The sequence below is a fragment of the Paenibacillus chibensis genome (assembly GCF_004001045.1).
Classification (GTDB): Bacteria; Bacillota; Bacilli; order Paenibacillales; family Paenibacillaceae; genus Paenibacillus_AQ; species Paenibacillus_AQ chibensis.
In genome coordinates this window covers 62056-84326 of sequence record NZ_BIMK01000028.1, presented here as the reverse complement: position 1 = coordinate 84326, position 22271 = coordinate 62056, and the positions used below count along the sequence as shown (strand labels likewise).

Here is a 22271-nt window from a genome sequence, read left to right as displayed (position 1 = left end):
ATTTCGTTCTTCTTGTGGAACCGTAATGATAAGGAGGGATCTTTTCATGAAAATCAAATTCATCGAGCCGACACCGAGTCCCAATTCCATGAAGCTTCATCTGGATGAAAGCCTGGAAGCGGGAATCCGCAAAACATATACTCTGGACAACGAGCGGTCCGCCCCTTCGTGGATCCGGGAAATGCTTCATATCGAGGGCGTAAAAAGCGTATTCCATACGCTGGATTTCGTCGCCCTGGAGCGTAAAGGCAACGCCGACTGGTCGGTAATCCTGGGTGAAGTGCAGGCGCGTTTTGGCCAGGAGGGCATGCAGAATACCCTGCTGGAGGAGGAAGCCGGCGCCGGCGAGCACTTCGGCGAGGCTGAAGTGCTCGTGCAGTTCTTCCGCGGCATTCCGATGCAGATCCGCGTGAAATCCGGTGCGCAGGAGGAGCGTATGGCGCTGTCGGACCGTTTCACGAAAGCGGTCATGGAGGTTGCGGCCGCTACGATGATCAAGGAGCGCAAGCTGAAGGACTACGGCGTACGTTATGGCGAACTGGAGGCCATCGCCAAAGAGGTTGAGCAGGAGCTGGAGGCGGCATTCCCCGAGGATCGCCTGAAGCAGGTCATCTCCCAAGCGATTGCCCACGGCGCGAGCAGCGAGGAATTCGAGGAGCAGCGCCGCGAGCTCAGCAACGAGGAGCTGCAGGAAGCGATGAACAGCGCGGACTGGCGCGTCCGTTATGCTGCGCTTGACGGCATGACGCCAGCGGAAGAGCATCTGCCACTGCTTCGCAAGGCTCTTCATGATGAGAAGATGCAAACCCGGCGCCTGGCCGTGGTCTATCTGGGCGATCTGCGGACGCCGGAAGCGATGGAGCTGTTGTACGAGGCGCTGAAAGACAGCTCGCCAACGGTGCGCCGTACGGCGGGAGATACCCTGTCCGATATCGGCGACCCTGCCGCAACGCCGGCGATGCAGGCGCTGCTGAAGGACAGCAGCAAAATCGTCCGCTGGCGCGCGGCGCGGTTCCTGTACGAGGTCGGAACCGAGGACGCCAAAGAGGCGCTTGAGGAATCCGTTAACGATCCGGAATTCGAAGTCAGCCTGCAGGCCCGGATGGCGCTGGAGCGGATCGAATCCGGCGAACAGGCTGCGGGTACCGTTTGGCAGCAAATGGCGAAGCGCGAGCGTTCCTAAAGGCCGCTCGCCGCTTCCATATTTATCTATTGTCAGGCGTGAGACATTGCTTTACGATATAGAAACGAATTGAATACCTAAGATAACCTCATCCTGCAAAGGTGAGGTAGAGGTTGCGAAAGCGATGAGTAGCTGCAAAGAGGCGTAAGAGCCGCCGATGACTTGCAGGGAAGGGCGTTTTCGCCGAAGTGGGTGCATCAGCCCTTAAGATGCGCCTGCTGGGGCTGTACCCGAAAGGGACAGAACTGTCGCGGTCAGGGGAGCATCATGCTTCCCTGCCGTGTTGAGCTATCTTTCATGGATGCACGGATGCGGAAACCGGAGGTTTATAAGAAGGCCCGCAGGTAACTCCATACCTGCGGGCCTTCTAGCTGGTAATCCCCTTCCATGATATGCGATCATTTGAAATCATTCAGAAGGGAAGTTTAATGTAATGAGCAACAAAACACCCGCGAACTCGCTGCGGCAGAGCCTGAAAGCCCGTCATATGACGATGATCGCCCTCGGGGGCTCCATCGGAACCGGGCTTTTCCTCGCCAGCGGGAGCGCGATATCTTCATCAGGTCCCGGCGGAGCCATTTTGGCCTATGCCGCTATCGGGCTGATGGTATATTTCTTGATGACAAGCCTTGGTGAGATGGCAACCTACATGCCGGACTCGGGCTCCTTCAGCACTTATGGCAGCCGATTCGTAAGCCCGGCCTTCGGTTTTGCCGTCGGCTGGAACTTCTGGTACAACTGGGCGGTGACGATCGCGGCCGAGCTGTCCGCCGCTACCGTCATTATAAAATACTGGCTGCCGGATTCGCCATCGCTGCTATGGAGCTTCCTGTTCCTGGCCCTGATGTTCGCGCTGAACATTCTCTCCGCCAAAGGATACGGGGAATCGGAATACTGGTTTGCCATCATCAAAATCGTAACGGTTATTGTCTTCCTCGTGCTCGGCGTCCTGATGATCTTTGGCATTTTGGGCGGCAAGCCCGTCGGGTTCAGCAACTTTAACCTGGGAGGCAGCTCCTTCCATGGCGGTTTCTTCGCCTTCATCGGCGTATTTATGGCAGCCGGCTTCTCATTCCAGGGAACCGAGCTGATCGGCGTGGCCGCAGGCGAAAGCGAGAATCCTCGGCAGAACGTGCCTCGTGCCATCCGGCAGGTGTTTTGGCGGATTCTGATCTTTTACATTTTTGCGATCGTGGTCATCGGCTTTCTGATTCCTTATACCAATCCGAATCTGTTGAAAACGGATTTAAATAACATTGGCGTCAGCCCGTTTACGCTCGTGTTCGAAAAGGCGGGCCTTGCTTTCGCCGCTTCCGTCATGAATGCGGTCATTCTAAGCTCCGTGCTGTCGGCCGGCAACTCCGGCATGTATTCCTCGACCCGCGTGCTGTACGCGATGGCCAAGGACGGGCTCGCGCCGAGGATGCTCGGCAAGCTGAACAGCCGCGGCGTGCCGGTGAACGCTTTGATCATCACGACGCTGGTCGGCATGCTGGCTTTCCTTGCCTCCCTCTTCGGAGACGGCGTCGTGTACAACTGGCTGCTGAATGCCTCGGGCATGTGCGGATTCATCAACTGGCTGGGCATCGCGGTTTGCCATTACCGGTTCCGCCGCGCCTTTGTCGCCCAAGGACATTCGCTTGACGAGCTCCCGTACCGGGCGAAATGGTTCCCGGTTGGACCGATCTTTGCTTTTATTTTGTGTATCGTCGCCATCGCGGGACAAAATACCGGAGCCTTCACCGGCTCCAGCATCGACTGGTACGGCATTCTCGTATCTTATGTGAGCGTTCCGCTGTTCCTCTTCATTTGGATCGGATATAAATGGATCAAGGGCAGCAAGCTGATTCCGCTTCAGCAATGCGACTTATCTACGCATGAACGGCACAACCGGTAATGATATGATGTTGTTTTTGTTACGATATCAGGCTGGCCCCGCTTCTTCATTATTCATTCCGATATCTAAAAAAGAGGTACCCTCCCCTGCTTTCGCAGCCGGAAGGGTACCTCTCTTTTTGTTTATTTCCAGGTCACATACACCCTGAGATCATTCGTCTCGTCCAAATCGCTTTCCACATAAGAAACGGAGCGGACACCAAGCCGGTACAAATCCTGCAGGTCATCCATCAAGTCTTCATGGCTGCCGTGATAGCGCAGCAGCAAGGAATTCCCTCCCTGCTTAATGACCGCTCGCACTTTCGTGCGCAGCGCGGAGCTTGTGCTCACGATTTCGGCAGGATCATACAGCTGGTATTCGAGTTCCCGTTCCAGTTTCTGATAGTATGCCTTGTGGCTGTCGTTCCGGCTGATTAATTGAGACAGCGTCTCCCTGTAAGGGGTGTTGGCTGCGGGATAGCTTTTCGTCCAGCTATGATCCTTCCGCATCTGCGCGTCCGTGCGAAGATAGTAACCGATCCCGATCTCTCCCGGTTTATCCGGGGCAGGGTCGTCCCAGGTGGTGTCGAGATGGTACCACTTGCCGTCCAGCAGCACCAAATTCCATGCGTGGAGCTGGCTGACGCCCGTGTCGCGCGGGGCAGCCGTCCCTTCCACAATCCGGTTCGTAATCCCGGCTTCCTTCAGCATCTTATACGTTAAAAGGGAATATCCCTGGCATACCGTACTGCCTGAGCTCAGACCGTCATATGCCGTGTATTTCCGTAGCGTTTCGTCATATCTCAAATGGAGAACGATCCAGTCGTGAATGGCCTTGATTTTCTCATGATCATTCATTCCCGGCTTGATAATGCTGCCAAGAATGCCCTGCACGCGCTTTGCAACGTAAGCCGTCTGCTCCGCCGTTTCCCGGTAGCTCAGCTGGACGCTCACGTTTGCGGATTTTGAGCTGCCGCTGTAGGAATATCCATAGCTCTCTATGGTGTAGTTCATGTAGGGGTCGCTTTCCAGCGCCTGCTCCAAAGCGTTTTTCAACTGTCCCTTCAGCTGATTGGTCTTACCCTGATACACAAACTGAACCTGGCTCAAACGCTGATTCATGGCATTCAGCAGCGTTTTCTGAAGCTCTTGGTCGGACCGGACCACGTTGGCGCTGGACGTCGCGGAAGCATACACCATTTCCCAATCAATGCCAGGGGGCAACACCGCTGCGATGAGCGTACCGGTTAATAAGAGCTTGGCTACCGATTTGCGCTTCCACCTCATACAGGCCCCTCCCTTCTCTACATTTAAGGCAATGTCTGTTCGCAAAATCACTCAGCCGCTTTTTTAGCCCTTCCAAATGACTCTATTCCTGCGCGAGGACATATATGACTTTATACGTAAATTCAGCCCAAAAGATGCGGTCTTGCGGCCGCCTGCACGAACCGGGCCGCACATTCGGCAATGCCTTCGATATTTCCAATGGCCAGATCTTCCTTCGGCAGCAGCGAGCTGCCAATGCCGACCGCACTGGCCCCGGCTTCAAAATAATCGGCAATATTCCCAAGGGTAACGCCGCCCGTGGCGATCAGCGGAATATGATTCAGCGGCCCCCTGATTTCCCGCAAATATCCCAGCCCGAGGCTTGCCATCGGAAACAGCTTGACGACCTCCGCCCCGGCATAAAAAGCCGACACGATTTCGGTGGGCGTCATCGCTCCAGGCCATATATCAATGCCTTGCTCCAATGCAAAAGCAATCACGTTTACATCGACGTTCGGAGAAATAATAAACTGGGCACCGGCTGCGGCGGCCTCTCTGGCCATCTTGACGTTCAACACCGTCCCCGCGCCCACGTAGGCCTGTCCATCATAGGCCGAGCGCCAATCCTGGATGATATCCAGCGCACCCGCTGTATTCATCGTCACTTCCATCAGCCTGACGCCGCCGGCTGCAAGACCAGCCCCTGCGGCCTTGGCCTCGCTCCGCGTAATCCCTCTTACGATGGCAACCAGCCTTGAATCCATCAGCTCGTTTGTCAGTTTCATGATTGCAGGCCCCCCTATCTGTCTACTAGATTAATTCGCAAGTCTGCTTCGGTTTCCCTTCCCGGATTCTCGAAAAATCATCGTTTACTTGGACGTAAAATCGAAACATTTTTTCATCATTTTTACGGAAATTCCGATCCGATTTCGGTATAATAGGTATGTTGCATATGATTTTAGTCATTTCCATACCTATGAATTGGAGCGAATGTCCGTGACTTACGTGGATACAAGTAATATATCGGCAGAAATGTTCATTACCGTGCTGTTATTTTTGATTGTCATCGCCCCGCTCGTCAGCCTGGCGATCCTGCGTTTTTTTCAGGGCAAGAAAAAGGCAGGGCTGCTGCTGATCGTCGCCGGCGTAGCGGTTTACCTGGTATTCCAGGTCATTATGAAATTCTTTTTTGATTAGTGCGCCGTCCGAGCGACTTCCTTATAATCATCGAACAAGAAAAGGCAGTGTCCGCCGGACGCTGCCTTTTCTTGTTCCTCCGGTCCCTGAGTACCCGGCTTGTTAACGATCTATGTTAGCCTTCATGAAATGAAGGCTTATGCCTGTTCGCCCAAATATTTCTCGAACTGCAGTTTGTTCATGCCCAGAATACGGTGCTCGCCGATCACGGTAACCGGTACCGCGCGCATCCCCATATCCCATACCTGCTGCGCGAACTCATCGCTTTGCTCGATGTTGCGCTCTTCGTATTCGACGCCCTTGTCGGCCAGGTAACCTTTCACCTGACGGCAGTGCGGACAATTGGTGCTTGTATATACGATCACTTTTTCCATGTGTGGTTCACCTCATTGTTAAATATGTGAATCATTTATATGATTAAAGAACAGCTGCGTGATGCTCCAGGCTTTCGATGTACTTCTCGCAGTCCATCGCCGCCATACATCCGCTGCCAGCCGCTGTAATGGCCTGTCTGTAGCGGGTATCCTGCACGTCACCGCAAGCGAAGACGCCCGGAATATTCGTTTCGGAAGTTCCCGGCTGCACGACGATATAACCATTCGCATCGGTTGTAATCTGTCCGCCCAGGAAGCCTGTGTTCGGATGATGACCGATAGCTACGAATACGCCGCTCGCTTCAATCAATTCTTCTTCGCCCGTCTCATTATTCAGCACTTTCAAGCCTTTCACGCCACGGTCGTCAGCGACAACCTCAACCGGTGTGCGGTTCAGCGCCCATTCGACTTTATCATTGCTGCGAACGCGATCCTGCATGATTTTCGAGCCGCGCAGCTCGGTACGGCGGTGAACCAATGTCACTTTCGATGCGAAACGGGTCAGGAAGCTTGCTTCCTCCAGAGCCGAATCTCCGCCGCCGATCACAATGATCTCTTTGCCGCGGAAGAAGAAGCCGTCGCAGGTTGCGCAGGTGCTGACGCCGCGTCCGACGTTATCCTGCTCGCCCGGAATACCAAGGTATTTGGCTGTGGCTCCCGTCGAAATGATCAGGGTTTCCGTTTCAATCTGACCCATGCCCTCCACATCAAGCTTGAAAGGACGGCCGTTCAGTTCCACTTGGTTTACCCAACCCGTACGGAATTCGGCGCCGAAGCGTTCTGCCTGCTTGCGCATGTTGTCCATCAGTTCGGGTCCCATAATGCCTTCAGGGAATCCCGGGAAGTTCTCCACCTCTGTCGTGGTGGTCAGCTGTCCCCCAGGCTGGGGTCCTTCAATAATAAGCGGGTTCAGGTTGGCGCGCGCCAAATAGATGGCAGCCGTCAAGCCCGCAGGTCCTGTACCGATGATTACGGATTTATACATAAGATTTCCCTCCAAGCTCCCAGTGCCCAGAAAGTAGCCCGCATAAAGCCGGACATAACCAGGTTCACTATATTGAAATTATTATTATCTGATAATTATTATCATATAAACAGACGCTTATGTCAATAGAACAAGTATACATGGGATCAAGTCGATTGTTAACAATTAAATTTATACAGATAGGGGTATCCTAGGCAGCTGCTTGAAGCCACTTCCCCAGCCGCCCGATGCATAAGAAAAAGGAGCCTACGGGGTGTACCCGCAAGCTCCTCAATTTCAGTTCGCCAAGTCCGTGTAAGCTTATCTTAATAAACGCAGCGCGTTCAGAATAACCAGGATGGTGCTTCCTTCATGGCCTACGACCCCAAACGGCAGGGCGATCCCCGTCAGGAAGTTGCTGGTCATCAGCAATACGATTACGGTGATGGCAAACACCATGTTCTGCTTGACGATGCGGCGGGCACGGCGGGCAAGCTGGATCGTACCGGCAATTTCCTCGATATTATCGTTCATCAGAACGACATCGGCCACTTCCAGCGCCGTACCGCTGCCGCTCATGCCCATTCCCATGCCGACGGTCGCTGTGGCAAGCGCAGGCGCGTCGTTCACGCCATCGCCTACCATAACCACATGACCATGCTCCTCGCGCAGTTTTTTCACGTACAGCACTTTTTCTTCGGGAAGCAGATCGGAATAGATCAGATCGACGCCGATCTGTTTACCGATAACCTGCGCCGTTTCGCTGCGGTCACCGGTCAGCATCGCGACCTTCACCCCGATCGATTGCAGCTTCCGCACAGCTGCCGCAGCTTGGGGACGGACGACATCCTGCAAAGCCACGAGCCCGGCTACCCGCTCCCCTTCTAAAATCACGGACACGGTTTTCCCTTCTGCTCCCAGGAGGCTGCGCTGCTGTTTCCAATAAGCGGACGTCTCCAAGTCTTCCATCCGGTCCAGCATATCGGTCTTGCCGATGCGCCAGCGCTTCGCCTGGACAACCCCTTCCATTCCCCAACCGGTCACGGAGGTCACGTCTTCTGCAGGCAGCAGCTGCAGCCCCTCATCCAACGCTTTTCGGACGATTGCCTTGGCCAGCGGATGCTCCGACAGGTGCTCGACGGAGGCGATGATCGCAAGCAGATCGTAACGGTCGTAACCATCCGCAGCGATGAGATCCGTCACCTGCGGCTCGCCTGCAGTAAGGGTACCGGTTTTGTCGAAGGCTACAACCGAGGTCAGCGCCATATTTTCCATATGGGCTCCGCCTTTAAACAGGATACCGCGGCGGGCCCGGTTCGAGATCGCCGACAGCAGCGCAGGCATAATGGAGGCAACGAGCGCGCACGGCGAGGCCACGACCAGGAAGACCATCGCTTTATAGAAAGAAGCCCCAAAGGTCCAGCCCAGGATAAACGGAACCGCAAAGATGATGACCAGGGTCACGGCAACCACGATCCGGGCATAAATCGCCTCAAACCGCTTCATAAACCGCTCCGACTGCGGAACTTCTGATTCCGCCTCTTCCACCAAACGAATGATTTTAGCAAATACCGTTTCATCCGATGTTTGCGTCACTTCGATATACAGCACGCCTTCGCCGTTTAGCGTACCGGCAAAAACCTCATCGCCCTGCGACTTATCCACGGGCACCGACTCGCCGGTAATGGACGACTGGTTTACGGCCGAATATCCTTTTTGAATGATCCCGTCAGACGGAATAAGCTCTCCGGGTTTAACCAGAATCAGGTCACGTACCTTCAACTCGTCAATGGATACCAGCGACATCTGGCCATCCTCGATCCGAAGCGCGAGCTCGGGCTTCAGCGCCATGAGCGCGGAGATATCCTTTTTACTCCGTTCCATCGTGTAGCTTTCAAGCGCACCGCTCAGGGCGAAGATAAAGATCAGCATAGCTCCTTCATTCCAGTAGCCAATGCTGGCAGCCCCCAGCGCTGCTGCGATCATCAGCAGATTGACATCCAGCTCGCGCTCCTTGATCAGGGTTTCCATGCCTTCCTTGGCCTTAAGCCAGCCACCTGCCGCATAAGAGAGAATATATAATATGACCGAAACCGTGATTGAAGCATAGCTTGCAGCCCAGCCGCCAAGCATGAGCACCCCGCTGAGAGCGGCAGCCTGCATCTCCTGATTTCGCAGCATGCCGCGGAAATCGATCCGTCTCTTCCGGTGAGGATTCGGCGTCTTGATGCTGCCGGCTGCCGCAATCCCCTTCATTTTAGCCGTGATTTTTTGTACATTTTCCATCTTGTTCACCTTCCCCAATTGAGAATGAAAAGCATTATTACTGCCCTTAAAACAGCACATGCTGCTCCAGACTAGCCGGAGCAGCATGTTTCAATGAAGGACGATGGACGTCCAATTGAGAATGATAATCATTTTTGTATTAATGCAATTGTTTTTCCTTTGTGCAACATTTACACTTTCATTATATGCCCGCATGTTGAAAAAGTAAACCGCTTTTCTTGTGAAAAGCAAAAAAAGCCTGAGCAGGAGCAGCGTGTTCTTACCACGGCTCATGTTCAGGCTTATGTCGCGCCTTATTTTACATGTACAGCTTATTTTAGGGGCAATACCTTTGAAGCTTTCGGGCTCCGTCCCTCCTCCCGCAGCTCCCATTGCGCCGCTGCCAGACGAAATGCGGGCATGGACTCGTGCTCCAAGCCAGCTTCATCGGCGTTCATGCGATACAATACCGGCAGATCAGACGGGAGCGTCAGGCCGGAAACTCGCAAGAGCACGTTCGGTTTTGCTTTCCGGATGCAGCCTGCCAATGTTTGCAGACGTTCATATATTTCTTCGGGCCGTTCTTCCGCTTCTACCTTCCCCTTGCAATCCAGTACTAACAGATCTGCGCAGCGGGCCAAATCAGCAGCCAGGTGCGTGCTCGCATCGGCACGTAACAACGCACCGATGCTGTACGTCACCGCACGCCGCTGATGGCATAAGGTTTCTTCGGCGACCTTCTCAATCCAATCATGCATATGAGACCATTCTTCCAGATCCGCAGGATACGGAATAAGAATTTCCAGCCGATGATCCATTCCTTGGCGATAACAGGTAAGCGACGCGCGCAACAAGGCTTCCAGCTGAATATCCCGCAAATCGGTAAGTTGAATCGCTTCCAGCGAGTCTGCATCCGGCATCTCTCTGCCTGAGACCAGCGCGATGCTCAGCATGCCCTCATCCAGATGGTGCAGCATCGTCTCCATGTGCCCCTTCCACCGGTACATCAGCCGCTCTCTGAGCGCAATACTCGGATGAACCAGGGTGTGATAGCGACCCGATGTATACTGCAACGCCCATTCTTCATAAAGCTCCTTCAAATGACCGCTTTCCAGCCAGCTGTCTTCCCGCAGCAGCATCAGGCCTGACGTCCCGTTCAAACGGTCCGGTTGTTCAAGCGGATAAGATACGTTCTCGGCCACCACCTTCAGCCTGCGTACCTCGTCGCTCCATGCCAGCAGCCGCTCCGGAGCCCCAAGGTCGTGAGACTCGCCGAAAAAGGTTTCGGAATCCCGTAAAATATTTCCGATCGAATACGGATCGGCTGCCAGTATCGCCTGTTCTCTTGTCATCGATCCGATCAAGGTCAATTCGACGAGCGAAGCGATTTCCGGCAAGGAACCAGCCCGTGCCTGCCCTTCATCCTTCAGTGACGTGTTGCACTCCTGCCGTTTGTCCGCGTTAACCGCTTCCATAAAAGATGACATCGAACAGGAACCGCTTTGGCAGCAGTTTTTCTGACAGCGATCACTCTTCATTTTTGGCTGCACACCCTCTTTTCCCGTAAAAATGAGCCCCGTCGCAGCGGACCCTACCCTACAGAATATTAGCCCAAGGCCAGAAATATACAGCTTTTCAGCGTCAAAAAAAGGCGTTCCCTGAGCCATAATGGCTGAAGGAACGCCCCGTTTGCGGCATAAATTCAAATTATTGCTGGCTGGCTGCGATCGCCTGCTCCAGGTCGTACAAAATATCATCGATGGATTCGGTGCCGATGGACAAGCGCAGCATTTCCGGATTGACGCCTGCCGCGATTTGTTCTTCTTCGGACAGCTGCTGATGCGTCGTGCTCGCCGGATGAATGATCAGCGACTTGGAGTCGCCCACGTTGGCGAGGTGGGAGAACAGCTTCACATTCTCGATCACCTTGCGTCCCGCTTCTTTGCCGCCCTTAATGCCGAATGTCATGATAGCCCCCTGCCCCTTCGGCAAATATTTCTGTGCCAGCTCATAGGAAGGATGGCTTGGAAGTCCGGAGTAGCTGACCCATTCCACTCCATCATGATTCTCCAGGAACTGCGCCACTTTGAGGGCGTTTTGGCTGTGACGCTCCATCCGCAAGTGCAGCGTCTCAAGACCCTGCAGCAGCGTCCAGGAGTTGAACGGCGAAATGGTCGCGCCCAAGTCGCGCAGGAGCTGCACGCGCGCTTTGATGATATACGCAAGCGGTCCGACCGCTTCCGTATAAACTACGCCATGATAGCTTGGATCCGGCTGAGTCAGGCCCGGGAATTTATCGTTTGCCGTCCAGTCGAATTTGCCGCCGTCTACGATGATGCCGCCGATGGACGTACCGTGCCCGCCAATGAATTTGGTAGCCGAATGGACAACGATGTCCGCGCCATGCTCAATCGGACGCAGCAGATATGGGCTTGGGAACGTATTGTCCAGAATGAGAGGGATGCCGTTCTCATGGGCAATGTTCGCCACGGCCTCGATGTCCAGCACATCGCCTTTCGGATTGCCGATCGTTTCCGCGTAGAGTGCCTTGGTCTTATCGTTAATGGCCGCGCGGAAGTTTTCGGGATCGCTAGCGTCTACAAAATGCACCTTGATGCCGAGCTTTGCCAGCGTTGTTGAGAACAGATTATAGGTGCCGCCGTACAGTGTGGAGGACGAGACGATCTCGTCGCCCGCCCCGGCGATATTTAATACGGAAAACGTAATTGCTGCCTGCCCGGAGGAGGTTGCCAATGCTCCAACTCCGCCTTCGAGCGCAGCCACGCGGTTCTCGAACACATCGGTTGTCGGATTCATGAGGCGCGTGTAAATATTGCCGAATTCTTTCAGAGCAAACAAATTGGCTGCATGATCACTGTCTTTGAAGCCGTAGGAAGTCGTTTGGTACAGCGGCACTGCACGGGAAAGTGTCGTAGGGTCAATCTCCTGGCCTGCATGCACGGCTAAGGTTTCAAAAGATAATGGGCGTTCGTTGGACATGGGTAAATCCTCCCTTTTCTCGCATAGAATAGTACTCTACCGCGATTTTTTTCATATTTTCTCACACTTCCCAGCGTTTGAAAAGGTAAAAAATGAGAATTCCCATTAAGTTAGTATGAATAAATGTGCGCAAGTGATATTGGATGGCCTAATTTCAAAAAATCACGCAAAAAAAACAGCCGCTGATCGCGGCTGACATAAAAAAGAATCCTGAGAGTATTGAGAGAGTTGCCGAGTCGAATTACGCAATCATTTGCATAATTCTATCGTTTGATTAGTAATGGCTTATTTGATATAAGCTTACCTTTCATTAGTGCATTGAACAGCATAGCGCTTTCATCCAGCCCTTTCAAGCGCTCCCCCGCTCAAGACAGCTAGCAGGTAATTTTCGCGCCTTTCGCAACGAATCCCGTCTTTTCTCGTATACTTATTATTGACGTCAGGTAGTTAACCAACTACGATGACACTATACAGGGCTGAAAAGATGCATTGACTTGACCAAATACTTGAAACCATTATTCCGATATATGCAGGAGGGTGATTGCTTGCGTTCATCATCTAAAGAATTGGCCAACCGGTACTGTGAACTTATGGACAGACTGCCGCGTCTTATTGACTATACAGGTATTGTACGACAGATGAAGCTAAGCACCACCGAAGCATTTATTCTGCAGTATTTACAAAATAACGGCAGCCAGCGCGGCACGGATATCGTGAAAGTGACCGGTCTTACGACAAGCGCCATTACGCAAATTTGCGACAAGCTGGTTCAGGAAGAGCTCATCGAGCGCAACCGCTCCGAAACGGACCGGCGGTACGTGAATATTACCATTACGGCCAAGGGCACTCATGTGCTCAAGCAGCTGTCCGACCTGAGCTCGGAGCGAATCGTCGAAACCGTGGAGAACTTCACCGCTGAAGAGACGGATGAGCTGCTCGATATTATCCGCCAGTTAGGCGAGCTGATCGAATTCCAGCGCAAGCACCATGACTGACGTTATTTGCCTCCATTGGCATTGCTGCAAATCGTTGGCAAGCCAGTCTATGATGGCAAATCGTAAAAGTTAAAAGCACCTTTGAAGCCGCCCTTGCGGGCTGGCGTTCATCGGTGCTTTTTTATGCGGAATGCTTCTTATGAACCATTCCTTTACAGAATCCGGCTGCCGAACAAGGATCCGATCAGTTCTACAGCCAGCTTCGATGTCTGATTGTTGCGGTCCAACAGCGGATTCACCTCCACAAAATCCGCAGAGGTAATCCGTCCCGATTCGCTCATCAGCTCCAGCGAGAGATGCGCTTCGCGATAGCTAAGGCCGCCGCGAACGGGCGTACCTGTGCCCGGTGCTTCAATCGGGTCGACGCTGTCGATGTCAAAGCTGAGGTGGACTCCGTCCGTACCATTACCGGCGATCTGCAGCGCCTCCTGCACGACCTTCTCGATACCAAGGCGGTCGATTTCGTGCATGGTATAGCAGGTCAATCCGGTGGAACGGATCAGCGCCTTCTCATCCCGGTCCAGATCACGGGCACCGATAATGACGCAGTTTTCCGGCTTCAGCGGAACTGCGCCTTCAACGATCTGCTTCAGCTTGATGTGAGAGAGCCCTAAACCGACCGCCAGAGAAATGCCATGCATATTTCCTGAAGGACTCGTCGTTTCCGTATTCAAATCTGAATGGGCATCGACCCAGATGACGCCCAAATGGTGATAATGCCGCGTAAGTCCGGCCAGGGAGCCCATCGCGATGCTGTGATCCCCGCCCAGAACGAGCGGGATATGACCGCCGGATACCTCCTTGTAGACGGCCTCCCCAAGCAATCCGGCGACGGCGAGCACCTCCTCGACATGCTTCATCTTCGAACCCGGTGGCGATTGAACGCCTTCGGGAAGGCGGATCGTTTGATCCGCCTGAACGTCGTATCCGAGTCCCTGCAGCTTTTTCACAAGTCCGAATTTCATGATGCTGTCCGGACCGTTTTCGCTTCCGGGCCGACCGGCCCCCAGTCCGAACGGCACCCGGATGATCGATACCGATTGTTGAACCATCCTTGATCAAGTCCTCCCTTGGCCTGCAAATACTTCTTCGATCCGGCTGATTGCAAAATCCAGCTCCGCTTCGGTAATGACAAGCGGCGGAGCGAGCCGAATCGTCGTCTCATGCGTTTCCTTGCACAGCAGCCCGATTCGGGCGAGCGCCTCGCAGTACGGTCTGGCAGGCACGGTCAACTGAATTCCGATCAGCAGCCCCCTCCCGCGTACGGAGGCAATATCCGGATGTGTAATGGATGTAAGCTTTTTCATAAAATAACGGCCGAGCGTAAGGGATTTCTCTGCCAGCCTTTCTTCCTCCAGCACTTCCAGCGCTGCCAGCGCCACGGCGCAGGCGAGCGGATTGCCCCCGAAAGTCGACCCATGCGATCCCGGTTCGAACACATTCATGAGCTCCTCATTCGCCGCGACCGCCGAGATCGGAAGGACCCCGCCCCCCAGCGCCTTCCCCAGAATGTACACATCAGGCACGACCTTCTCCCAATCGCAGGCGAAGGTTTGGCCCGTGCGTCCAAAGCCCGTCTGAATCTCATCGGCCATAAACAGTACGCCCTGCTCTCTGCAAAGCTCGGAAGCACCGGATAAATACCCCTCAGGCGGTATAATGATACCCGCTTCCCCTTGCAGCGGCTCCACCAGAAAGGCCGCAGTATCCGGTGTAATCGCGGCCCGCAGCGCCTCCAGGTCGCCATAAGGAATTCTTTTGAATCCCGGCGTAAACGGGCCAAAATCCTGTTTATATGCCGTCTCCCCGGAAAGCGACGTCATGGTCAGTGTCCTGCCATGAAAGTTGCCGTCGCAAACGATGATTTCAGCCTTGTCTTCCTCCACGCCCTTAACCCGGTAGGCCCAGCGTCTGGCCATTTTCAATGCCGTTTCCACCGCTTCCGCGCCGGTGTTCATCGTGAGAATCCGGTCTTTTCCGGTGAATTTCGCCAGTTTCTGCACGAACCGCCCCAGCGCCTCGCTGTGAAAAGCCCTGGAGACGATCGTCACTTTATCCGCCTGCTCCTTCAGCGCCTGAATGATCTTCGGGTGGCGGTGACCGTGATTCAACGCCGAATATGCGCTGAGCATATCCAGATACCGGCGCCCGCTCGCGTCCTCCACCCAGACGCCTTCCGCCCGTTCGATGACAATCGGCAGCGGAAGATAATTGCTCGCGCTGTATCTTTCCATCATTTGCAGTACCTGTTCCGTCGTAGCCATAGCTGCACATCCCATCATGTGATCTGTTCGCCTGCATCAGCCTACATACATTGGAATAAAGAAAAAAGCCTCATCTTGTAGTAAACATATTTCAATCGATATCGCTACGTTCCTATCTTATTGGCGAGATCCCGATTTCATGATTTGTGAATTACAGCACATGAAACGAAATAAAAAGCACCGCCTTCTCTGCACATTGTGCAGAAGGAAGACCGGTGCTTTTCGAGGCCTTTTATGGAGAAATCAGGCTTCGCCTTGCCTGATGCTTACTTTTTCGATTCTAACGTTTCGAGGTACTCGGAAATTTCCGTTGGCGTTTTGGCGTATTTGCTGTGCAGATGAGCCAGCTTCTCGCCGTTTTTGTATACGAGCAGGCTTGGAATGCCGCGCACGTCGTTTTTGCTCGTGATGTCCTCGAACTGCTCTACATCCATGGCATAGAACTCTTTATCCGGATGCTTCGCCATAATGTCAGGCAGGAATTTATCAAGCGTCTTGCAGTCCGGACACCAGGTAGCGTCATATTTAATGACGGTCAGTCCGTCGCGATTGATCAAATCTTCGTATTGCTTTTCCGTTTGAATGCGTTCCATCTCTCTTATCCCCTTTACCCGTGTCTTTGGCGGCTTTCCTCAGATGAAAAGCCCGGTTTCGCGCAATGACCTTCGTCACAGCCGAACCGTTATCTTATTTTAGCCGTTAATGACATGGTTTGCAAAAGGGCTACATGGAATGCATTTCATGCCCGGAAGACGGGGGCTCCCCTGCGGCGGGATTGTGTCCCAGCCAGGCGGCAACGCATAATACGACCACCGGAAGCACGATATAGATCATCCAGAAGGAGGTTTGGACCGGTGCCGCCGCCGGGCTTTTGGCTATTTTCAACGCGCTGACTGCTGCGACCTGCCCTTCTTCCCGGTGTTTGCGGTCTTGGATCAAGTAAATGACGAGCGCGGTCACCGCAATGAACATCGCGTCCATGATAAACAGCATCACATCCCACTGCCGCTTCGGGATCATCTCGCCCAGCATCGCTCCATGCACGCCGCCCATAATGCCGCCGCCTATTCCTTCGACAACGGCCAGCAGTCCAAGCGGCCTGCCAATCAGGTAACCGATCAGAAAGCAAAAAAGAATCGAAATACCGGTCGATACGACCAGATTCTGAGCAAACAGCATGCCAAGAATGACGCCGATCGTCAGATTGGACATCAGTCCCGTCGTCATTGCTACCACCGTGCCTGTCATATTCGCCAAAACATGGTGATTCAGCTGAACGTACATCATGCATAACACCGTATAAATAATGACAATCAGTATGCTCATGTTCAACAGCATCTGGAAAGCTCCTTCCGGCAGAAATGCGGCGGTGCAGCCCGCTGAAGACCGCACTGACGGTAACCGGCCGCTGAAGTCACGGCCTTTCCTTCCGCTCTATGAAGCTTATTCAGCCCGTAACATCTTTATGCTGATAACTCATAAAAGCGAAAAAGGAAAAACCGGATAAGCCCCCATCATCACGCGCAAAAAAATCTCCGGCTCGCCGAAGCTCTGTCACGACACGCAAATGTCGTAAATTACGGATATATTTTCTCGCCGTTCTCCAGCATGCGAATAAATTCCTTGACCTTTCGCTCGCGGGTCTCGGGTTTTTTCGCGTTTTGAATGCGGAATGCGATCGCAAACCGGTTCTGTTTATTTAGCGTCTCATAGAATGCTTTCGCCTGGGGATGCTCTTCAAAAGCAGCCGCCAGCTCTTCCGGCACACCCGCCCGGCTTTGCGACTCGTAAGCCTTGTCCCAGCGGCCGTTCTCCTTGGCGGCTTCCACCGCCGCGAGTCCCGCGGGCTTCATGCGTCCCTGCTCCTGCAGCTGCTGTACCTTCTCCCGGTTCACTTCCGACCAAATGCTGTTTTTTCCTCGCGGACCAAAACGCTGCACCCAGCTGTGCTCATCAAGAGCTTCCTTCTGGCTGTCGATCCAGCCGTAACAGAGCGCGCTGTCCAGCGCTTCCGCATAACTGACAGACGCAAAATCCGCTTGCTTCTTGGCGATTTGCAGCCGGACGCCTTTCGACTGATCATGGTTCTGCTCAAGCCATGCTTCCCATTCCTGCTGGTTTTCGCACAATAACAGCGGCCACTCCGCCCTTCCCTTCGCTGCTACCATCCAGTCTGCCTCCTTTGATATCAACACGATATTTTACCTATTCCTCTTTTTTGCCATTTTCCACGGTTTTCCTTCCTGTAAAATAGAATTTTCTCTTCGGCAGCCTAAAAAAAACAAAAGGAGAGCCGCCGCCACCCTTACGAATCGCGGGACTCTCCCTATCTTTGCTCACGAATGCAATTCCTTCGATCTATTTTTCAAAAACGACACTGTAGAACGCTTCCGTCCACGCCTGCCGGCTCAGCACCCTAAAGCCCATATTCTCGAGCGTCTCCACCATCTCTGCAGAGGAGATCCGGTGATTTTGCGGCGGTCCGCTCTCGGTTTCGAGGCGCTCCCATTCGATACACAGCGCCCGTCCGCCCTTTTTCAGCACACGCTGGATTTCCCGCAGCCCCTGCTCCGGCGGATCGACTTCATGAAGCACCATGGAACAGATGACAGCATCCACTTTCGCATCCTCCATCGGAATCTGCTCCGCCTCGCCCTGAATCATCTCGATATGACCGGATTTCTGCTCCTCCATGCGGCTTTTGAGGTATTCCAGCATTTGCGACTGGGCATCCAGCGCGTACACGGTACCGCTCGTTCTTGCCGCAGCCGGGAATGTAAAGTATCCCCCGCCTGCCCCGACGTCCAGGATGTCCTCGCTGCCGGTCAAACCAAGCAAATCCAGAAGCTGCTCCGGCGGAAGGTTTTTTCTGCGCTCAGGGTTGTCCAACTTGGCGATCCGGGCCGGGTCAAAACGTTTATCGTTCATCGAAATGTCCTCCTTATCGGTAGATGCGGTACAAACTCATTTCATTTTAGCATTCCCGCTAAAAGGGCCGCAAACCAGCGGCAGCCGCACATATCTGCTGCTCCGTCTTGTCTATTCTTGGTCCGTCAGCTTGAGATAAAGCTGCACCGTTTCCGCTTCCGGCGCAGCGTCCAGTTCATTCCTGATCAGGCTGGTAAAATTTCGGTAGTGGCTGACGAGCGCCGCCTCGTTTCCCTGATCATGATACGCCTGTATCACGCTCCGGCAAATCTCATCCGAATAAGGCTCTTTTTGCTGTAATGCCAGCAGACGCTTCAGCGCCTGCCGTTCCCTTCCCTTGTCCCGTTCATAAGCCGCAGCGACCAGAGATCCATGGATATATTGGCGACGAAGCTCTTCACGAACGGGCTTGGCCCAGAAGTAATCATGCTCCTCCAGATAATCTCCCTGATACAGATGGAGCACCCGTTCCAGCTGCTGGAATTCCTTCTCCGTTTCAACCCCGGGGATATGGATTCCCCGGATAAACAGATCTGCGTCGGTCGTAAATCCGCTCCGCGTCAGGCGGTAGCTGTCATGGGCATATTCAATCGTGGCCTCGACACCCCAATGCTTCAGCACTTTGCGAACCTGGTATACGGAGGTATGAAGCTGTGTTGTCGCTTTATCCAGTACCAGCTGCGGCCAGAGCGTTTCCAGAATATGATCTTTTGTCACCCACTGCCCATTCTGATGGAGCAAAAAAGCAAACAACTCCTGCGCCTTTTGCGTTCTCCAACGCAGCAGTCCGCCGGATTCGGCGCTGGACTCAAGCGTTAACCGTTTGAAGCAGATGACCACCGAGTCTTGTGGGGCAGGCATGCTCCTTGTCGTTGACATCCGGGATTCGATCCGGCTGATCGTCTTGGAAAATCTCGCGGGATCGACGGGCTTAAGCACGTAATCCAGGGCATTCAGTTCGAACGCTTCGATGGCGTAATGGTTATACGCTGTGACGAAAACAATGTGCAGATCCGGATGCGTCGCCGATAGCCTTTCCCCGGCTTCAAGTCCGTTGATGCCTGGCATTTCAATATCCAGGAACACAACGTCGGCAGGGTTGTCCTCCAAATATTCCAAGCCGCTGCTGACCCGGGTGAATTTCCCCAGAACGTCCATCCTCCCATCGGCTTGAATCAATCGTTCAAGCTGAAGCAGCGCCGGATTTTCATCGTCAATCAGAATAGCCTTCAACTTTTTTTGCCCCCTTCCTCATAGCCGTGCCGCCATGTTTCCTTTGGGTACATCAAACGAAATCGACGTTCCCCATTCACGCCCGCTTTCAATCGTCAAGCCTTTCCCGTAAAGCGTCAGCAGCCTGGTGTGGATATTTCTGAGCCCCACGCCGCTTTCCGGCGTTCTCGCCGACAATATCCGCCCGGCAAGCTCCGAATCCATGCCGACCCCGTTATCCATCACAGAAACGCATATTTTGTCATCATCTTCCCGGATTCGGATCGTGATGGTTCCTCCTGCTTCCTTCTGCATAATGCCGTGCCGTACGGCATTCTCGACGATAGGCTGTATGCTGAGCGGCGGGATGAGTCCACCGAACTCCGCTTCCACCTCGTATACGACCTCCAAACGTTCTTCGAATCGCGCCTTTTCCAAGGCCAGATAGGAGTGGACAAGCGACATCTCCTGATGAAGCGTCGTCAGCTGTTCCCGGTTTTGAAAATCAAAGCTGCTTCGCAAATAATGGCTAAGCTCCAGCAGCAATCCTGTCGTTTTTTCCGGATCGACAGGAAGCAGCGAAATAATCGTATTGAGTGCGTTGAATAAAAAATGCGGCTTGATCTGGGCTTGCAAAAATGCCATCTCCGCCGAGATCGAGCTGCGCACCGATTTGCGCAGCTCAATCAGATTCCGTACCCGGGCCCGCAGTTCATCAGCATCGACAGGCTTGCGCAGAAAATCATTGGCTCCCGCCTGAAGGCCGATCTTCACGTCCTCCGGCAGGCCGCGGGCCGTCAGGATCAGTACAGGCATCTCAAACGGGGAATACTGCTGCCTCACCGCGCGGCAGAGCTCGATACCCGACATGCCGGGCATCATCCAGTCGGTTATCACCAGATCAATGGACTGCCCCGAATGAATTTGCTTCAGGGCATCGGCGCCATTGTTCACGGAAATGAGCCTGCAGCTTTCGGCGGATAACAGTCCCCGAAGCGCCTGCAAATTGACCGGATCGTCATCGACCAACAGTAGGGTTGAGCTGGGTTCCGCTAAGCCGGAAACCGCCAGGCTTTCCTCTTCCCGTCCGGCCTCGAAAGCTCCGGACCCGAAGCTTGTCCCTTTATCTTGGTCCGCAGTTCCCGGCTTCTTCGATACAGGAAGGGTAAAATGAAAGGAGGACCCTCTTCCCGGCTCGGACTCCGCCCATATGTTCCCGCCCCCAAGCTCGACGAGCTTCTTGGTAATGTTAAGTCCAAGTCCGGTACCGCTGTATTCCCTTTCCGCTGCGGCGCCGATCTGTTCATAGGACTTGAATATGTCCTGCAGGCGGTCATCAGCAATTCCGATTCCGGTGTCCGTTACCGTGATTTGAACCAGACCTCCGCCGTCCAGTGTCTTGGCCTCAATGCGTACGATGCCTGCGGAGGTAAACTTCACGGCATTCCCGAGCAGATTGTACAGAATTTGCCGGAGGCGCTCCTCGTCCATATCCAATAAAGGCAGATGCTCCGGCCACAGCTCCTCGAAACGAATCGGCTTGCTGCCGGCAAGATGCAGCGTGAGTTCCATGACGGAACGGGTCACGGCTTTGAGGTCCACCGGCTGCCGGTTTAGCAAAATCTCTCCGTTTTTCAGCTTTCCGAAATCCAAAATATCATTGATAAGCACGGAGAGTCTTTTCCCCGTCGTCACGATCATCCCCAGATCCTTGGCCTGCTTCCGGTTCAGTTGGCCGGAAGCCCCTTCCACCATGGATTGGGCAATGTTAACCATGCCGTGCAGCGGCGTCCGCAGCTCATGCGAAGTATTGGCCAAGAATTCGTCCTTCAAGCCGTCCAGTGTGAGCAGCTTATGCGAGAGCTCCTCCACCTCGTCGAAAGCCCTGGAGAATCGCTGGGATAGCAGCAGGGCCTGCGTGATGACGAACAAGAGCATTTCATAAGGAACGAGCTTTAAACTGTTGGATAATCCCATTAAGGTCAGCACGTTTGCCACAATAATAATCAGAATGCTCAGCATCCCGATCAGCATCAAGCCCGCATCCTCGGATTGCCTGCGTATTCCGCGAACCATCGCAAAGGCAATGTAGCTGACGGCCGTCAGCGAATATGTAAGCAAAAGCGGCTCCATTTTAGAGAACACAAGCGGTGGAAGCGCCAGAGCCATTGCTGCTACTGCCGCTGTCGCCGCATCGCATATCCTTAATACCGTTCGCGGGATCGACCCTTTTACCGCCACGGCGACATACCGCAGCAGGAAAAAATAAATTAATGCCGATGAAAACAGCTGGATTTTCATGAACCAATCGTAATCCAAGCCCGGCCATAAGTTACCCAGCAGCTTCTCGCCATGCATCAAAACATACATTAAAGCGAATAGGCAAAACAGGCCGAGATACAGCAGCGAAGGCTCCTTTTTATGCAGCTGGTACAGCACGAGAATGTACAGCGCGGGAATCAGGAAGCCCGCTGCCGACATGAGGTCGATCAGCAGATCCAGCTCCCTGCTCCGCATGACCGACGCTTTGTCGCCAAATACAAGGGGGGCGAATATGCCGCCCGAAGCGTAGGCATGATTCGATACCTGAACGATGATTTCCGCCTCGTCCCCCGTTATGCTGGAAAATCCGACGTAAGGGATGTTATCCGGGCGCTCATTCGTGGCGTCGATCCCCGGCTTCCCGCTTGCGCCCACCTCATGGCCATTAATAAAAATCCGGTTTGCTGTCCGGATATTCACGGTACG

General features: G+C 53.7%; 19 protein-coding genes and 1 riboswitch. Of the genes, 4 read left to right on the top strand and 15 right to left on the bottom strand.

All coding sequences use genetic code 11. The annotated features are described in order from the left end of the window. The first annotated feature begins 46 nt into the window (after positions 1-46). Both PCH05_RS19745 and PCH05_RS19740 read left to right on the top strand, forming a co-directional pair. Entirely contained in the window at positions 47-1183 is a 1137-nt protein-coding gene (locus PCH05_RS19745) for a virulence factor (protein ID WP_127605040.1), read from the top strand. 99 nt (positions 1184-1282) lie between these two features. Next, positions 1283-1482, top strand: a riboswitch (Lysine riboswitch). 134 nt (positions 1483-1616) lie between these two features. Then, positions 1617-3080 carry an amino acid permease gene (locus tag PCH05_RS19740; protein ID WP_127605038.1) on the top strand — a complete coding sequence of 488 codons (1464 nt, stop codon included), beginning with the start codon at positions 1617-1619 and terminating at the stop codon, positions 3078-3080. A gap of 122 nt (positions 3081-3202) precedes the next feature. Here the strand turns inward: PCH05_RS19740 and PCH05_RS19735 are convergent, their stop codons facing one another. Beyond that, the gene (locus PCH05_RS19735; protein WP_127605036.1) at positions 3203-4345 is read right to left on the bottom strand and encodes a transglutaminase domain-containing protein; all 1143 of its coding nucleotides are present in this window, start codon (positions 4343-4345) and stop codon (positions 3203-3205) included. Between the two features lie 122 nt (positions 4346-4467). Beyond that, on the bottom strand, positions 4468-5109 hold the full coding sequence (locus tag PCH05_RS19730) for a bifunctional 4-hydroxy-2-oxoglutarate aldolase/2-dehydro-3-deoxy-phosphogluconate aldolase (protein ID WP_127605034.1): 642 nt from the start codon (positions 5107-5109) through the stop codon (positions 4468-4470). Between the two features lie 220 nt (positions 5110-5329). On the opposite strand from PCH05_RS19730, the gene PCH05_RS19725 reads away from it, so the two are divergent. Then, on the top strand, positions 5330-5521 hold the full coding sequence (locus PCH05_RS19725) for a hypothetical protein (protein ID WP_371860564.1): 192 nt from the start codon (positions 5330-5332) through the stop codon (positions 5519-5521). A 137-nt stretch (positions 5522-5658) separates the two neighbouring features. On the opposite strand, the gene PCH05_RS19720 is transcribed toward PCH05_RS19725, so the two are convergent. The 5 genes from PCH05_RS19720 to PCH05_RS19700 form a co-directional block, all read right to left on the bottom strand. After that, entirely contained in the window at positions 5659-5895 is a 237-nt protein-coding gene (locus PCH05_RS19720) for a glutaredoxin family protein (protein ID WP_127605030.1), read from the bottom strand. A gap of 43 nt (positions 5896-5938) precedes the next feature. Beyond that, positions 5939-6880, bottom strand: a complete 942-nt coding sequence (gene trxB, locus PCH05_RS19715; protein WP_127605028.1) for a thioredoxin-disulfide reductase — start codon at positions 6878-6880, stop codon at positions 5939-5941. A gap of 300 nt (positions 6881-7180) precedes the next feature. Then, complete coding sequence (locus PCH05_RS19710) at positions 7181-9145, bottom strand: heavy metal translocating P-type ATPase (RefSeq protein ID WP_127605026.1); 1965 nt, start codon at positions 9143-9145, stop codon at positions 7181-7183. A gap of 311 nt (positions 9146-9456) precedes the next feature. Then, positions 9457-10611, bottom strand: coding sequence for a hypothetical protein (locus PCH05_RS19705; protein ID WP_127605024.1), 1155 nt, complete (start codon positions 10609-10611; stop codon positions 9457-9459). A gap of 220 nt (positions 10612-10831) precedes the next feature. Then, the gene (locus tag PCH05_RS19700) at positions 10832-12124 is read right to left on the bottom strand and encodes a homocysteine synthase (RefSeq protein ID WP_127605022.1); all 1293 of its coding nucleotides are present in this window, start codon (positions 12122-12124) and stop codon (positions 10832-10834) included. Positions 12125-12669: 545 nt separating this feature from the next. Between PCH05_RS19700 and PCH05_RS19695 the strand changes: the two genes are divergently transcribed. Continuing rightward, positions 12670-13119 carry a MarR family winged helix-turn-helix transcriptional regulator gene (locus tag PCH05_RS19695; RefSeq protein ID WP_164766727.1) on the top strand — a complete coding sequence of 150 codons (450 nt, stop codon included), beginning with the start codon at positions 12670-12672 and terminating at the stop codon, positions 13117-13119. A 152-nt stretch (positions 13120-13271) separates the two neighbouring features. Here the strand turns inward: PCH05_RS19695 and rocF are convergent, their stop codons facing one another. From rocF to PCH05_RS19655, 8 genes are all read right to left on the bottom strand, one after another. Then, a complete protein-coding gene (gene rocF / locus PCH05_RS19690) occupies positions 13272-14171 on the bottom strand; it encodes an arginase (RefSeq protein WP_127605018.1) in 900 nt (299 codons plus the stop codon). A gap of 6 nt (positions 14172-14177) precedes the next feature. After that, the gene (locus PCH05_RS19685) at positions 14178-15383 is read right to left on the bottom strand and encodes an ornithine--oxo-acid transaminase (protein ID WP_127605016.1); all 1206 of its coding nucleotides are present in this window, start codon (positions 15381-15383) and stop codon (positions 14178-14180) included. Between the two features lie 266 nt (positions 15384-15649). Then, a complete protein-coding gene (locus PCH05_RS19680) occupies positions 15650-15976 on the bottom strand; it encodes a thioredoxin family protein (RefSeq protein WP_127605014.1) in 327 nt (108 codons plus the stop codon). Positions 15977-16106: 130 nt separating this feature from the next. Continuing rightward, the gene (locus PCH05_RS19675; RefSeq protein WP_164766726.1) at positions 16107-16775 is read right to left on the bottom strand and encodes a hypothetical protein; all 669 of its coding nucleotides are present in this window, start codon (positions 16773-16775) and stop codon (positions 16107-16109) included. A 185-nt stretch (positions 16776-16960) separates the two neighbouring features. Continuing rightward, complete coding sequence (locus PCH05_RS19670; RefSeq protein ID WP_127605010.1) at positions 16961-17551, bottom strand: YdeI/OmpD-associated family protein; 591 nt, start codon at positions 17549-17551, stop codon at positions 16961-16963. 190 nt (positions 17552-17741) lie between these two features. Then, entirely contained in the window at positions 17742-18311 is a 570-nt protein-coding gene (locus PCH05_RS19665) for a class I SAM-dependent methyltransferase (RefSeq protein ID WP_127605008.1), read from the bottom strand. A 111-nt stretch (positions 18312-18422) separates the two neighbouring features. Further along, positions 18423-19544, bottom strand: coding sequence for a response regulator (locus PCH05_RS19660; protein WP_127605006.1), 1122 nt, complete (start codon positions 19542-19544; stop codon positions 18423-18425). An 18-nt stretch (positions 19545-19562) separates the two neighbouring features. After that, positions 19563-22265 (bottom strand): hybrid sensor histidine kinase/response regulator, encoded by a 2703-nt coding sequence (locus tag PCH05_RS19655; protein ID WP_246049783.1) that lies wholly within the window; start codon positions 22263-22265, stop codon positions 19563-19565. Positions 22266-22271 lie beyond the last annotated feature (6 nt).

Bases quoted from the DNA above. Each gene is read 5' to 3' on its own strand.
- PCH05_RS19665 (WP_127605008.1), bottom strand. From the start codon at position 18,311: ATGAACGATAAACGTTTTGACCCGGCCCGGATCGCCAAGTTGGACAAC.
- trxB (WP_127605028.1), bottom strand. From the start codon at position 6,880: ATGTATAAATCCGTAATCATCGGTACAGGACCTGCGGGCTTGACGGCT.
- PCH05_RS19740 (WP_127605038.1), top strand. From the start codon at position 1,617: ATGAGCAACAAAACACCCGCGAACTCGCTGCGGCAGAGCCTGAAAGCC.
- PCH05_RS19670 (WP_127605010.1), bottom strand. From the start codon at position 17,551: ATGGTAGCAGCGAAGGGAAGGGCGGAGTGGCCGCTGTTATTGTGCGAA.
- PCH05_RS19680 (WP_127605014.1), bottom strand. From the start codon at position 15,976: ATGGAACGCATTCAAACGGAAAAGCAATACGAAGATTTGATCAATCGC.
- PCH05_RS19710 (WP_127605026.1), bottom strand. From the start codon at position 9,145: ATGGAAAATGTACAAAAAATCACGGCTAAAATGAAGGGGATTGCGGCA.
- PCH05_RS19700 (WP_127605022.1), bottom strand. From the start codon at position 12,124: ATGTCCAACGAACGCCCATTATCTTTTGAAACCTTAGCCGTGCATGCA.
- rocF (WP_127605018.1), bottom strand. From the start codon at position 14,171: ATGGTTCAACAATCGGTATCGATCATCCGGGTGCCGTTCGGACTGGGG.
- PCH05_RS19705 (WP_127605024.1), bottom strand. From the start codon at position 10,611: ATGTCATCTTTTATGGAAGCGGTTAACGCGGACAAACGGCAGGAGTGC.
- PCH05_RS19730 (WP_127605034.1), bottom strand. From the start codon at position 5,109: ATGAAACTGACAAACGAGCTGATGGATTCAAGGCTGGTTGCCATCGTA.
- PCH05_RS19720 (WP_127605030.1), bottom strand. From the start codon at position 5,895: ATGGAAAAAGTGATCGTATATACAAGCACCAATTGTCCGCACTGCCGT.
- PCH05_RS19735 (WP_127605036.1), bottom strand. From the start codon at position 4,345: ATGAGGTGGAAGCGCAAATCGGTAGCCAAGCTCTTATTAACCGGTACG.
- PCH05_RS19745 (WP_127605040.1), top strand. From the start codon at position 47: ATGAAAATCAAATTCATCGAGCCGACACCGAGTCCCAATTCCATGAAG.
- PCH05_RS19685 (WP_127605016.1), bottom strand. From the start codon at position 15,383: ATGGCTACGACGGAACAGGTACTGCAAATGATGGAAAGATACAGCGCG.